We start from the raw sequence: 12970 nt of genomic DNA, 5'->3' as shown, positions 1-12970 counted from the left end.
TTGCCGCAGAATGTCCTGCGAATCGTGTCTACTCTGAGCCGGTTGCCTGTGTCAATACATGTGCAGCACCGCAGTTTTGCGCGCTTTTCAGCTGGTCAACGATTGACGCAGCGGTCTCGCGGGTGTACACCAAGGTAAAAGATGACCGATATCGGAGTGATTAAGCAGATGACCGCGCCACAAGCTACGCAACTGCCGGGACTGATCGACACCTACCCGCTCTACATCGACGGGAGGTGGGTCGAGCCGGAAAACGGTCGCTACGAAGACATTTCACCGGCCACCGAACAGGTCATCGGCACCGCGCCGGACGCGAGCATCAGTCAGGTCGCCGAGGCGATCGGTGCTGCGCGCCGCGCCTTCGACGACGGGCCGTGGGCGGATATGCCCGCGCAGGACCGCGCCGCCTGCCTGAGCCAACTGGGGGACGCGCTACTCAAACACGCCGACGATTTCTTCGCGCTGTCCCAACTGGAGTGGGGTTGCATCGCCAACGAACGAGTGATGCAGGTCGACGGCGCCGCATTCATGTCCATGCACGCGGCTCAACTCGCTACCCAACTGGCCGATGAGGAAGTCACCGGCATCGGGGCCGGCACCACCGTGCTGCGACACGCTCCACTGGGCGTCGTTTCCGTCCTCACGCCGTGGAACTTCCCGCACTGCCTGAACGTCATGAAGCTCAATCACGCACTGGCGGCTGGCAATACCGTCGTTCTCAAGCCGTCACCACTCACCCCGCTCGCCGGTCTGGCGCTGGCACGCCTGATCGACGAGCACACCGATCTCCCGCCGGGCGTCGTCAATGTCGTCACCCCGTCCGGAGTCGACGCAGCAAGGTTGCTGACCACCGATCCCCGGGTCGACATGGTCAGCTTCACCGGCAGCACCGTGGTCGGGCGGCAGGTCATGTCCGCCGCGGGCGACACACTCAAGCGGTTGCTGCTGGAATTGGGCGGGAAGTCGGCGTGCATCGTCCTCGATGACGCGCAACTCAGCGATGAGACGCTGCAACAGATGCTGTTCGACTGTTGCTCGCTGCACGCCGGCCAGGCCTGCATCCTGCACAGCCGGCTGTTGCTGCCCGATTCGCTGCACGACGACGTCGTCGACCGGCTCGCCGCGCTGGCTCGCGCGGTGAAGGTGGGCGACCCGACCGATCCCGATGTGCAGATGGGCCCGTTGATCAGCGAGGCCCAGCGGGGCCGGGTCGAGACGCACGTCGCCACGGCGCTCGACGAAGGCGCTGAACTGGTCACCGGTGGCGCCCGCCCGGCCGACCTGGATGTCGGCTACTACTTCGAGCCGACGATCCTCACCGGGGTGCAGCCCGATTCCGTTATCGCCCAAGAGGAAGTTTTCGGACCGGTGTTGAGCGTGATCCGCTACCGGGACGACGACGACGCGGTGGCCGTCGCCAACAATTCGCGTTACGGATTGTCCGGCGCGGTGTACGGCGGTGACGTGGACCGGGCTGTCGGCGTGGCGCGGCGCATCCGCACCGGGCAGATCGCGGTCAACGGCGTCGGTCCCGGCGCTGCGCCGTTCGGTGGCTTCAAACTGAGCGGCCTGGGCCGGGAGGGTGGCGGCATCGGCGGGCTGCACCAGTACATGGAACCGATGGCTATAGGGAAGCCCGGTTGACATCGGCTATGATTTCGGATGCAATGATGTATCCGATGAAGAAAGGTTGCCGTTATGGCCGTGGCGATCGCCCGACCCAAGCTCGAAGGCAACATCGCAGTAGGTGAAGGCCGACAGATCGGTTTCGCCGAGTTCGGGGCACCGCAGGGACGCGCGGTTTTCTGGCTGCACGGCACGCCCGGGGCCCGCCGCCAAATTCCCACCGAGGCGCGGGTTTACGCCGAGCACCACAATGTCCGGTTGATCGGCGTCGATCGTCCCGGCATCGGCTCGTCCACCCCGCACCGCTACGACACCCTCTCGGCGTTCGCTCAGGACCTCAACGTCATCGCCGACACGCTGGGCATCGAGAAGATGGCGGTCGTCGGCCTGTCCGGGGGTGGCCCCTACACCCTGGCGTGTGCCGCCGGACTGCCGGACCGCGTCGTGGCCGTAGGCGTGCTCGGCGGGGTCGCCCCCACGCGCGGTCCCGACGCGATCAGCGGCGGTGCGATGGACGTCGGCCTGCGCGTCGCGCCGTTGTTGCGATTCGGCGGCAACCCATTGCGGGTGGGTGCGAGCCTGCTGATTCAGGCGATCCGGCCAGTCGCCTCCCCGGCGCTCGACATCTACGCCCTGCTCTCGCCTCAGGCCGACCGGCACCTGCTGAATCGTCCCGAGTTCAAGGCGATGTTCCTCGACGACCTGCTCAACGGCAGCCGCAAGCAGCTGGCCGCGCCGTTCAACGACGTCATCCTGTTTGCCCGCGACTGGGGCTTCCGCCTCGAAGACGTGACAGTCCCCGTCCGCTGGTGGCACGGCGACCACGACCACATCATCCCGTTCTCCCATGGCGAGCACGCGGTGTCGCGGCTACCCAACGCGCAGTTGTTCCACCTGCCCGACGAAAGTCACCTGGCCGGTCTGGGCCGCGGCGAGGAGATCCTGGCCACCTTGATGAAGATCTGGGACGAGGAGGGATGACCATGGTGTTGGCCGAAACCTCCGCCCGCCCGCCGGGCCTAGGGCTGTTCCTCACCGACGTCCCGCGCGCGGTGGTCGAATACGGACAACTGGTCGGTGCGCTTCCGCTGCGGTGCAAGCTCCCGGTGGGCGACGGGCATCCAGTGCTGGTGCTGCCCGGCCTGTTCGCCGGCGACGGCACCACCTGGACGCTGCGCCGGTTGTTGAGCCGCCTCGGGTACCGGGTCCACGGGTGGGGGTTGGGGGTCAATATCGGCCCCACGCCCAAAGCGGTAGCCGGCATGTCAGCCCTGCTCGACGACCTGAGCACGCGGTACGACTCGCAGGTCAGCGTGATCGGATGGAGTTTGGGCGGGATCTTCGCGCGCCGGCTCGCGCGTCAACATCCCGCGGCGATCCGTCAGGTGATCACCCTGGGCAGCCCATATGGGATGCAGCACGCCGGCCAGTCCCACGCCACCCGCACCTTCAACCTGTTTGCGCGCATGCACGCCGAGCGCCACGAGTTGCCGTTGGCGATCGAGAACGAACCGCTACCGGTGCCGGCCACATCGATCTACTCGCGTTACGACGGCGTCGTGTCATGGCGGACGTGCATCGATGCGTCGTCGGAGCGCGCGGAGAATATTGCCGTCCTCAGCAGCCACATCGGCTTCGGCCATCACCCGGCGACGATATGGGCCGTCGCGGATCGGCTGGCCCAGCCGGCGGGCACCTGGACACCGTTTCGACCGCCGGCGGCACTGCGTCCGTTGTTCCCACGGCCCGAGTAGCCTCTCTGAGGTGCTGCTGACCTCGCTGAATCCCGCGGTCGTTACCCGCACCGACATCCCTGACGCGGTCCGCATCGCCGGGTTCACGTTGAGTCGCAGCGACCTGGTGGGTGGGGCGACCTCGGTGGCCGAGCGGGTGGCCGGTGCACAGCGGGTCGCGGTGCTGGCAACGCCCACCCCCTCGACCGTGCTGGCAATCACCGGATGTCTGATCGCCGGCGTTCCGGTGGTACCTGTGCCCGCTGACGTCGGCGCGGCCGAGCGCCGTCACATGCTCTCCGATTCCGGCGCCCAGGCGTGGCTCGGCCCCGAGCCCGCCAACCCGGAGGGCCTGCCGCACATCCCGGTACGTTTGCATGCCCGGTCCTGGCACCGTTATCCGGAACCGTCGCCCGATGCCCTCGCAATGGTGGTATACACCTCGGGCACAACGGGATTGCCAAAAGGCGTGCAGCTCAGTCGGCGGGCGATCGCCGCCGACCTGGATGCGCTGGCGGAAGCCTGGCAGTGGACACCCGAGGATGTGCTGGTGCACGGGCTGCCGCTGTATCACATCCACGGGCTGGTGCTGGGTCTGGTTGGCTCGCTGCGCGTGGGAAACCGCTTCGTGCACACCGGGAAACCGACCCCGGCCGGTTATGCTCAGGCTCGTTTGCAAGCGGGCGGCACGCTGTACTTCGGCGTGCCCACGGTGTGGTCTCGCGTGGTGGCCGACCAAGCCGCCGCTGCAGCGCTTCGACCGGCCCGACTGTTGGTCTCGGGCAGTGCGCCGTTGCCGGTACCGGTGTTCGAGGGGCTCGAACAGCTCAGTGGGCATCGTCCGATCGAGCGGTACGGCACCTCGGAGTCGCTGATCACGTTGTCCACCCGCGCCGACGGTGAACGCCGTCCGGGCTGGGTTGGCATGCCGTTGGCGGGCGTGCAGACCCGATTGGTCGACGAGCATGGAGAGCTGGCACCTCACGACGGGGAAACCGTTGGTCGCCTTCATGTTCGGGGACCGACCCTGTTCGACGGTTACCTTAATCGACCCGAGGCCACCGCGGACGCGTTCACCCCGGATGGCTGGTACCGCACCGGAGACGTCGCCGTGGTGGACAGCGGCGGCATGCATCGCATCGTGGGACGCGAGTCCGTCGACCTGATCAAATCGGGCGGATACCGCATCGGGGCAGGCGAAATCGAGACCGTGCTGATCGGGCATCCGGACGTGACCGAGGCCGCCGTAGTCGGTGTGCCCGACGACGACCTGGGTCAGCGGATCGTGGCGTACGTCGTCGGCTCACCGGGAATCAAACCGGATGACCTCATCCAATATGTCGCCGAACAACTTTCGGTGCACAAGCGTCCGCGCGAGGTGCGGATGGTGGATTCGCTGCCCCGCAACGCGTTGGGCAAGGTGCTCAAGAAGCAGTTACTGGCCGAAGGCTGAGATCCGCACCGGCTGTAGTGCATTCGTTACCTGACTGGCAGCATGTTGACAGGTTTCCTGACGGGTTGGAGTGGGGACCGTGGCTTAACGTCGTCATGGTGTATCGACGGGGTAATGCTGCCTGGGGGTCACCGTGGTGACGATTGCCGCCGCTCCCCGGCCCACATCGATGAGACGGGTCGCCGTGGCCTGCTACGTCGGCTCAGCGATTGAGTACTACGACTTCCTTATTTACGGCACCGCTGCGGCGCTGGTTTTTCCCGCGGTGTTCTTCCCGCATTTGAGTCCGGCGGTCGCCATGATCGCATCGATGGGGACGTTCGCCGCGGCGTTTCTGTCCCGGCCGCTGGGCGCGGCCGTGTTCGGTTACTACGGGGACCGACTGGGCCGCAAGAAAACCTTGATCGCCACCCTGCTGATCATGGCCAGCTCAACGGTGGGGGTGGGTCTGGTGCCAAGCACGGCAACCGTCGGCATCGCCGCACCGCTGACCCTCACCATCCTTCGATTGCTGCAGGGCTTTGCCGTCGGCGGCGAGTGGGCCGGATCGGCACTGCTCAGTGCCGAATACGCGCCGCCGGACAAGCGGGGGCGGTACGGCATGTTCACGCTGATCGGCGGGGGCACCGCGACCGTGCTGGCAAGCCTCACCTTCCTCAGCGTGAATTGCACCATCGGTGAGGACAGCCCGGCCTTCCTGCAATGGGGTTGGCGGCTTCCGTTTCTGGTCAGCGCGGCGATGATCGTCATCGCCTTGTATGTCCGGCTCAATATCGAAGAAACCCCGGTGTTCGCCGCGGAGAAGGCCCGCAACCTGCTGCCCGATGCGCCGGTGTCGGAGGTGCTGCGGCTACAGCGTCACCAGGTCGCCCTGGCCGCCGGCAGCGTCCTGACGGCATTCGGAATGGTGTACATGGCCAGCACATTTCTGCCCAGCTATGCCGTCCATCACCTCGGTTACTCGCGCGGTCTGATCTTGTCCGTCGGAGTACTGGGCGGATTAGCCAGCATGACCTCCGTCGCTGTCTCCGCCACCCTGTCCGACCGATACGGCCGGCGCCGCATCATGCTGATCGGGTTCGGGGCCTGCCTGCCGTGGTCGCTGCTGGTGATGCCGCTGATCGGGACCGGCAGTGCCACGGCTTATGCGGTGGCGATCGTGGGTGTCTACGCCATTGTGGGGATCAGCTCCGGACCCACCGCATCCTTGATTCCGGAGTTGTTCGCCACTCGCTACCGCTACACCGCGTCAGCGCTGGCGGTGAACTTCGGCGGAATCGCCGGCGGCGCGGTGCCGCCACTGATCGCCGGGACGCTGATTGCCGCCTACGGCAGCTGGGCGGTAGGACTGTTGCTGGCAGTGCTGGTCGCGACCAGCCTGGTATGCACGTATCTACTGCCCGAAACCGGGGCGGCCGCGATCGGCTAGTTGGCGTGCAGTTCCTGGTTGAGGGCGATGCCCTGACCGTCGCGAGATACCACCTCGATCGCTCCGGTCAGCGAGTTGCGCCGGAACAGCAGATTGCTGCTCCCCGACAACTCGCGGGCCTTGACTGAGTTGCCGTCGGGCAGCGCGACCTTGGTGCCGGCCGTGACGTAGAGGCCGGCCTCGATGACGCAGTCGTCACCCAACGAAATGCCCAGCCCCGCATTGGCCCCCAGCAGGCAACGCTTGCCGATCGAAATGACTTGTGCGCCACCGCCAGACAGTGTTCCCATGATGGACGCCCCGCCGCCGATATCGGACCCGTCGCCCACAACTACGCCCGCCGAGATACGTCCCTCCACCATGGAGGCGCCCAGGGTGCCGGCGTTGAAATTGACGAAGCCCTCATGCATCACGGTGGTGCCCGACGCCAAGTGGGCGCCCAAGCGCACCCGGTCGGCGTCGGCGATGCGCACACCCGAAGGCAGCACGTAATCGACCATCCGCGGGAACTTGTCGACGCCGTACACCGTCACGGGTCCGTGTCGGCGCAACCGCGCCCGCACCGCTTCGAAACCCTCGATGGCGCAGGGTCCACGGTTGGTCCAGACCACGTTGGTCAGCACCCCGAAAAAACCGTCGGCGTTCAGCCCGTGCGGCGCCACCAGTCGGTGCGACAGCAGGTGCAAGCGCAGGTAGGCGTCGTATGCGTCGGCGGCCTGACCGTCCAGCGAGGCGATCACCGTGCGGATCGCGATGGTCTCGGTCTGCCGGTCGTCATCGCGACCGACCAGAGCGCCCAGTACGGCGGGCAGGTCCGATAACGCCACCCGGGTTGTGGCGCTGGTGTCAGAGTCGGTCAGTTCGGGTTCGGGGAACCAGGCGTCCAGGACAGATCCGTCGGAGGCGAGGGTCGCCAGGCCAATACCTGCAGCTCCAGTCACGGTCGACAGGTTACTTTGGCCGCCGAGCAGACGCAGAATCGCATCCCACTGCCTGCGGCAGTGCGATTCTGCGTCTGCTCGCGGTGGTTAGGCTGGACCTGTGCTGGACTTGGCCGGAGACCCCGTCGCGCTGACCGCGGCGTTGGTGGACATCCCCAGCGTGTCTCGCGACGAAGGGCGCATTGCCGACGAGGTCGAGGCGGCGCTGCGGGCACAGACCACCGGATTCGAAATCATCCGCAACGGCAATGCGGTGCTGGCGCGCACTGCGCTGGGACGGCCGTCGCGGGTGCTGCTCGCCGGACACCTCGACACCGTGCCGGTGGCCGACAACCTTCCCAGCCGGATCGAGAATGACGAGTTACACGGCTGCGGAACCGCGGACATGAAATCCGGCGACGCGGTCTTCCTGCATTTGGCCGCCACGGTGACCGAGCCCGCGCACGACCTGACTCTGGTGTTCTACGACTGCGAGGAAATCGATTCCGCCGCAAACGGATTGGGGCGCCTGGAGCGCGAGCTGCCGGACTGGCTGGCGGCCGACGTGGCCGTCCTGGGCGAGCCCACCGCCGGATTCATCGAGGCGGGCTGCCAAGGCACGCTGCGCGTCGTCGTCAGCGCCAGCGGGACCCGCGCGCACTCGGCACGATCCTGGCTGGGCGACAATGCAATTCACAAACTCGGTGCCGTTCTGGACCGGCTGGCCGACTATCAGGCACGCAGCGTCGACATCGACGGATGCGTGTATCGCGAGGGCCTGTCGGCGGTCCGGGTGGACGGCGGGGTTGCCGGCAACGTGATTCCCGACGCCGCCTCGGTCACCATCAACTTCCGGTTCGCCCCGGACCGATCGCCCGACGCCGCACTGCAACACGTCCATGAGGTGCTCGACGGGCTCGACGTGGAGATTGCGTTGACCGACTCGGCCGCCGGTGCGTTGCCCGGGCTTGCCGCGCCCGCCGCCACGGCGTTGGTCGAAGCCGCAGGTGGGCAGGTCCGGGCGAAGTACGGCTGGACCGACGTTTCTCGCTTCGCGGCGCGCGGCATCCCCGCGGTCAACTACGGACCGGGTGATCCCAACCTGGCTCACAAGCGCGACGAGCGGGTGCCCGTCGCCAATATCACCGCCGCGGTGGGAATGCTGCGCGGATACTTGGGCGGCTAGCCGAGCCGCTGTGCCTGCGTGGTGGCATCTGCGGCCGCCGCGCCCATCCCCAGCGCGAAGAGCTCGTCGGCAACGGCGCGCAACGCAACCGTATCGCGGTCTGCCATTGCGCGGGCATGACGCACCGCCAGATGTCCTACCGGGCAGTCGATTTCGCGGGCCAGTCGGGTCAACGGGTCCACCGCGCGCAGATCACCGAGCCGGACGGCATCGTAATAGGCGAGCAACCCCAGGGTTGACTGGTTTGCGCGTTCGGCGGCTCTGGCGGCCTCCCGCGCGGCGCTGATGGCGCCGGTGTTGTCCCGGGCGGTCGCTCTGGTCCAGGCACGGGCGATGCCAAGCTCCGGAGCGAACAACGCGGACTTGGTCCCATGCCGAGTCTCGGCCCGGCGCAACGCCTTTGCCGATCCTGGAATATCACCTTGCCGGGCGACGGCCGTGGTCAACAGCATCAGCGAAAACGGCCCCCAGGAATAGCCGCTGCGCTCTAGTTCGGCGGCGGCCGGCTCCAACAATGTTGCGGCGGCAGCGAATTCGCCCTTGACAAGCAGCACGTAAGCCAGCAACACCTCACCGATGGACCGGCCCGGCTGCTGTAGTTCGGCGAAGTCGGTGAATTGTTGAGCCAGCGTCTGTGCCTGCATGACCTCACCGGCCATCAAGAGTGAGATGAGCTGACCCAGACCCACAGTGAATCGCAGCAACCCGGGATGCTCGGCCGTCATTGCCCTTTCGGCGAATCGCTCGACATCACCCAACCGGCCCATCCGCGCCGAGGACAACGCCGCGGCACTGGCGGCCCACGCCACCGCCATGTCGTTTCCCGGCGGGTCGTCCAATACCGACGTCGCCAGCGTGATAGCCCGCTGCAGATTTCCCGAATTCATCGCGAACGTCGCGGTCAGACCGTCCAGCACGGCGCGAGCCTCGGGTTGGGTGACCCGGTTGCGGGTGGTCTGCAGGAAGGCGGTGGCACGCTCGGGCTCGCCCAGCATCCAGAACTGATTGGCCGCCCTCGGCACCGCCCAGGCCATCAACTCGGGTTCGCTCAAGTCAGCGGGGTCCACCGCAGCCAGCACCGCTCCGGCGTCGCGGCCACGCCCCTGCCAGGCCAGCGCCTGACCCAACACCAGACGTGCCGCCAAGCTTCCCGACCGCTCGACCGCCGCCCGTGCCAACCGTTCGGCAAGCAGCAGGTCGCCCAGTCGCAGCGCTTGTTGCGCGGCGTCGGCGACTTCGGTGACCGGTTGCGGTGCATCGCATTTCAGCGCCAGCGACGCCAGCCGCAACCGCTCGCTGGGGTGTTCGGACGGATGCTGGGAAAGCAGGTTCACCAGATCGGTGCGCAGCCTTCGTGTGCCGTCGGGGCCCAGGGCCGCCGCCGCGCGTTCGCCGAACAGCGGATGCGCGGTGTACACCACCGGGTCGGTGGCGCTGCCACCCCGTACCCGGGTCTCGGCGGCGCCCAGGTCCTCGGCCTGACTGACGGCGCCCTCGCCGGCCAGGACCGTCAGATCGGCCAGCGTCAGCGGCTCCAGCACCGCCAGGTAGTCCAACACCGACCGGGCCGGGGCCGGCAACTGGGAAAGGAACTCGTCGACGTCGGCGGCCGTGCGCGCCCTGCCGGGCGGCTCGACGTCGATGCGTTCCAGCAAGCCGTCGGTCCACAACGCCGCGATCGCAGCAGGTGCCGCGTCGGCGCGCGCGGTGACCACCATCCGGGCCGCGCGCGTGAGTGCGAGCTGGTAAACCAGTGTGGCCGACAGGATGTCGAGATCATGCGCCTCGTCGACGACGAGCAGCAGATCACCCTGCTGGGCGACCTGGGTCAGCGAGGCTCGCGCGGCGCGCAGTAACGCCGACGGCTTGCCGATGTCGGCGATGTCGACGAGATGCCCGAAGGCGCCGAACGGCACCACGCGCTCGGCGGGAGTGCCGATGACCCAGCGGGTCAGTGTGCTCGGCTGCCGTTCGCAGTATCGTTCGGCGGCCAACCGGGCCAGGGTGGACTTGCCGACGCCGTCGGGTCCCACAACGACCCCGCCGCCCGCCTCACCCAAAGCGGCGTCCAGCCGTTCCAGCGCGGCCGCGTGCTGCGGGACGTTCCAACGAATCGGCACCGTTGTGAGTTTATGGTGACGTTCACCCCGACCGTGCGTAGGGCCGGTCCGGTTGGTCTACGTTTCGAGGTATGCCCGCAGAGACTGACGGTCAGTGGACGGTGGCCGTGTACTGCGCCGCTACGCCGGTGCACCCCGAGTTGCTCGAACTCGCCGCATCACTTGGTGCGAGCATCGGCTCACGAGGCTGGACGCTGGTATGGGGAGGCGGCCACGTTTCGGCGATGGGAGCGGTGGCTTCTGCGGCCCGCGCAGTCGGAGGCTGGACCGTCGGGGTGATTCCCAAGATGCTGCAAACCCGCGAACTGGCCGACGGGGACGCCGACGAACTGATCGTCACCGACACCATGAGCGAGCGCAAACGGGTGATGGAAATGCGTGCCGATGCGTTCATCGCGCTTCCGGGCGGTGTCGGCACCCTGGACGAATTGTTGAGCGCCTGGACCGAGGGCTATCTCGGCGTGCACGACAAGCCGATCGTGCTGCTGGATCCCTGGGGGCATTACGACGGGCTGCTGGGCTGGGTGGACGGTTTGGTCGACAGCGGCTACATCTCCCAGGCGGCGGTCGATCGGCTGGTGGTGGTGGATAAGGTCGGCGAGGCGCTGCAGGCGTGCGCGCCCAAGCTGACGGGTCTGCAGAGAATCGAGGAATCAGGTGTCTGACCAGCAGGGTGACGCGGGCGCGCGAGTCACGCTCACCCATATCGCCACACAAGTTCCCGGCCTGATCGCCGACGCCCCGTCGATCCTGCGGGGAGTGAGCGGCCTGTTGGCCCGGCCAAGTTCGAAGGTGTCCATCGCGTCGGTATTCCAGGACCGCGCCGCCCGCTACGCCGACCGCGTTTTCCTGAAGTTCGACGATCAACAAGTCACCTATCGCGATGCCAACGCGACCGCCAACCGGTACGCAGCGGTGCTGGCCGCCCGCGGCGTCGGGCCGGGCGACGTCGTCGGCGTGATGCTGCGCAACTCACCCAACGCGGTGCTGGCCATGCTGGCCATCGTCAAGTGCGGCGCCATCGCCGGGATGCTCAACTACCACCAGCGCGGCGACGTCCTCAAGCACAGCCTGGGCTTGCTGGACGCGAAGGTGCTGATCGCGGAGTCCGATTTGGTGAGCGCGGTCAGCGAGTCCGGCGGGTCGGCGGGTGAAGTGTTGACCGTCGAAGACCTGGAGCGCTTCGCAGTAACCGCGCCCGCCACCAACCCGTCGTCGGCCGACACGGTGCGCGCCAAGGACACCGCCTTCTACATCTTCACCTCGGGTACGACCGGATATCCGAAGGCCAGCGTGATGACGCACTATCGGTGGCTCAAGGCGCTCGGTGCGTTCGGTGGCCTGGGACTGCGGCTGAGATCATCCGACACGCTGTACAGCTGCCTGCCGCTCTACCACAACAACGCGCTGACGGTCGCGGTGTCGTCGGTGATCAACTCAGGGGCGACTTTGGCTTTGGGCAAGTCGTTCTCGGCATCGCGGTTCTGGGACGAGGTGATCCGTTACGACGCAACGGCATTCATCTACATCGGAGAGGTCTGCCGCTACCTGCTGAATCAACCGCCCAAGAAGACCGACCGCGCGCACAAGGTCCGCGTCATCGCCGGCAACGGGTTGCGCCCCGACATCTGGGACGAGTTCACCAAACGTTTCGGGATTTCCCGGGTCTGCGAGTTCTACGCGGCCAGCGAAGGCACCACCGCGTTCATCAACGTGTTCAATGTCCCTCGCAGCACGGGTATTTCACCGATGCCGCTCGCCTACGTCGAATACGATCCCGAGACCGGCGAACCGGTACGCGACGACAGCGGGCGGGTTCGCCGCGTGCCCGCCGGCGAGCCGGGCCTGTTGCTCAGCCCGGTCAACCGGTTGCAGCCGTTCGACGGCTACACCGACAAGTCGGCGACCGAGAAGAAGTTGGTGCGCAACGCCTTCAAGGAAGGCGACACCTGGTTCAACACCGGCGACGTGATGAGTCCGCAGGGCATGTTCCACGCTGCCTTCGTCGATCGCCTCGGCGACACCTTCCGCTGGAAGGGCGAGAACGTGGCCACCACGCAGGTAGAAGCGGCGGTGGCGGCGGACCCCAACGTCGAGGAGTGCACGGTGTTCGGTGTGGAGGTACCCAACACCGGCGGGCGGGCCGGCATGGCCGCGGTCAAGCTGCGGGAGGGCCGCGAATTCGACGGCCAAGCCCTGGCCCGCGCCGTGTACGACAGGTTGCCCGGCTACGCGCTGCCGCTGTTCGTGCGGTTGGTGGAGTCGCTGGAGCACACCACGACGTTCAAGAGTCGCAAGGTTGAGTTGCGTAAGCAGGCGTACGGGTCCGACATCGAAGACCCGCTGTATGTGCTGGCTGGGCGTGACGAGGGATACGTGCCGTTCTACGACGAGTACCCCGACGAGGTTTCGGCCGGTAAGCGACCGCAGGGCTGAAAGGCCTGGGGGAGCGCGACGGCCCATCGGGTCGAGTCGGTAAGCGACCGCAGGGCTGAACTTCGGC

The 12970-nt window shown here is 67.0% G+C and carries 10 protein-coding genes; 8 read left to right on the top strand and 2 right to left on the bottom strand.

Annotation, left to right across the window (positions count from 1 at the left end; translation table 11 throughout):
* Positions 1-168 precede the first annotated feature (168 nt).
* From A5636_RS11050 to A5636_RS11030, 5 genes are all read left to right on the top strand, one after another.
* Complete coding sequence (locus A5636_RS11050) at positions 169-1644, top strand: aldehyde dehydrogenase family protein (protein WP_065158695.1); 1476 nt, start codon at positions 169-171, stop codon at positions 1642-1644.
* A 54-nt stretch (positions 1645-1698) separates the two neighbouring features.
* Entirely contained in the window at positions 1699-2607 is a 909-nt protein-coding gene (locus A5636_RS11045) for an alpha/beta fold hydrolase (protein WP_065158670.1), read from the top strand.
* Positions 2604-3380, top strand: coding sequence for an esterase/lipase family protein (locus A5636_RS11040; RefSeq protein ID WP_065158669.1), 777 nt, complete (start codon positions 2604-2606; stop codon positions 3378-3380). The genes A5636_RS11045 and A5636_RS11040 overlap by 4 nt, the downstream gene beginning before the upstream one ends.
* 10 nt (positions 3381-3390) lie before the next feature.
* Positions 3391-4812: an acyl-CoA synthetase gene (locus A5636_RS11035; RefSeq protein WP_065158668.1), complete on the top strand. Its 1422-nt coding sequence runs from the start codon at positions 3391-3393 to the stop codon at positions 4810-4812.
* Positions 4813-4981: 169 nt separating this feature from the next.
* Complete coding sequence (locus tag A5636_RS11030) at positions 4982-6241, top strand: MFS transporter (protein ID WP_065158694.1); 1260 nt, start codon at positions 4982-4984, stop codon at positions 6239-6241.
* Here the strand turns inward: A5636_RS11030 and dapD are convergent.
* Positions 6238-7191: a 2,3,4,5-tetrahydropyridine-2,6-dicarboxylate N-succinyltransferase gene (dapD, locus tag A5636_RS11025; RefSeq protein WP_155763751.1), complete on the bottom strand. Its 954-nt coding sequence runs from the start codon at positions 7189-7191 to the stop codon at positions 6238-6240. The two genes, A5636_RS11030 and dapD, sit on opposite strands and share 4 nt — an antisense overlap.
* A gap of 91 nt (positions 7192-7282) precedes the next feature.
* Between dapD and dapE the strand changes: the two genes are divergently transcribed.
* Complete coding sequence (gene dapE / locus A5636_RS11020) at positions 7283-8347, top strand: succinyl-diaminopimelate desuccinylase (protein ID WP_065158666.1); 1065 nt, start codon at positions 7283-7285, stop codon at positions 8345-8347.
* Here the strand turns inward: dapE and A5636_RS11015 are convergent.
* Positions 8344-10467 carry an AAA family ATPase gene (locus A5636_RS11015; protein ID WP_065158665.1) on the bottom strand — a complete coding sequence of 708 codons (2124 nt, stop codon included), beginning with the start codon at positions 10465-10467 and terminating at the stop codon, positions 8344-8346. The two genes, dapE and A5636_RS11015, sit on opposite strands and share 4 nt — an antisense overlap.
* Positions 10468-10538: 71 nt before the next feature.
* Between A5636_RS11015 and A5636_RS11010 the strand changes: the two genes are divergently transcribed.
* Both A5636_RS11010 and fadD6 read left to right on the top strand, forming a co-directional pair.
* Positions 10539-11132 (top strand): TIGR00730 family Rossman fold protein, encoded by a 594-nt coding sequence (locus A5636_RS11010; protein WP_065158664.1) that lies wholly within the window; start codon positions 10539-10541, stop codon positions 11130-11132.
* Positions 11125-12903, top strand: a complete 1779-nt coding sequence (fadD6, locus tag A5636_RS11005; protein WP_065158663.1) for a long-chain-acyl-CoA synthetase FadD6 — start codon at positions 11125-11127, stop codon at positions 12901-12903. Before A5636_RS11010 ends, fadD6 begins: the two co-directional genes overlap by 8 nt.
* Positions 12904-12970: the final 67 nt, after the last annotated feature.

Source organism: Mycobacterium asiaticum, assembly GCF_001673315.1.
Lineage (GTDB): Bacteria > Actinomycetota > Actinomycetes > Mycobacteriales > Mycobacteriaceae > Mycobacterium > Mycobacterium asiaticum_B.
This window is presented reverse-complemented; position numbering and strand designations above follow the sequence as displayed.

What these genes read in the sequence shown, in the direction of transcription:
- A5636_RS11010 (WP_065158664.1), top strand. Translation starts at nt 10,539, where the DNA reads ATGCCCGCAGAGACTGACGGTCAGTGGACGGTGGCCGTGTACTGCGCC.
- A5636_RS11040 (WP_065158669.1), top strand. Translation starts at nt 2,604, where the DNA reads ATGACCATGGTGTTGGCCGAAACCTCCGCCCGCCCGCCGGGCCTAGGG.
- A5636_RS11030 (WP_065158694.1), top strand. Translation starts at nt 4,982, where the DNA reads ATGAGACGGGTCGCCGTGGCCTGCTACGTCGGCTCAGCGATTGAGTAC.
- A5636_RS11050 (WP_065158695.1), top strand. Translation starts at nt 169, where the DNA reads ATGACCGCGCCACAAGCTACGCAACTGCCGGGACTGATCGACACCTAC.
- A5636_RS11045 (WP_065158670.1), top strand. Translation starts at nt 1,699, where the DNA reads ATGGCCGTGGCGATCGCCCGACCCAAGCTCGAAGGCAACATCGCAGTA.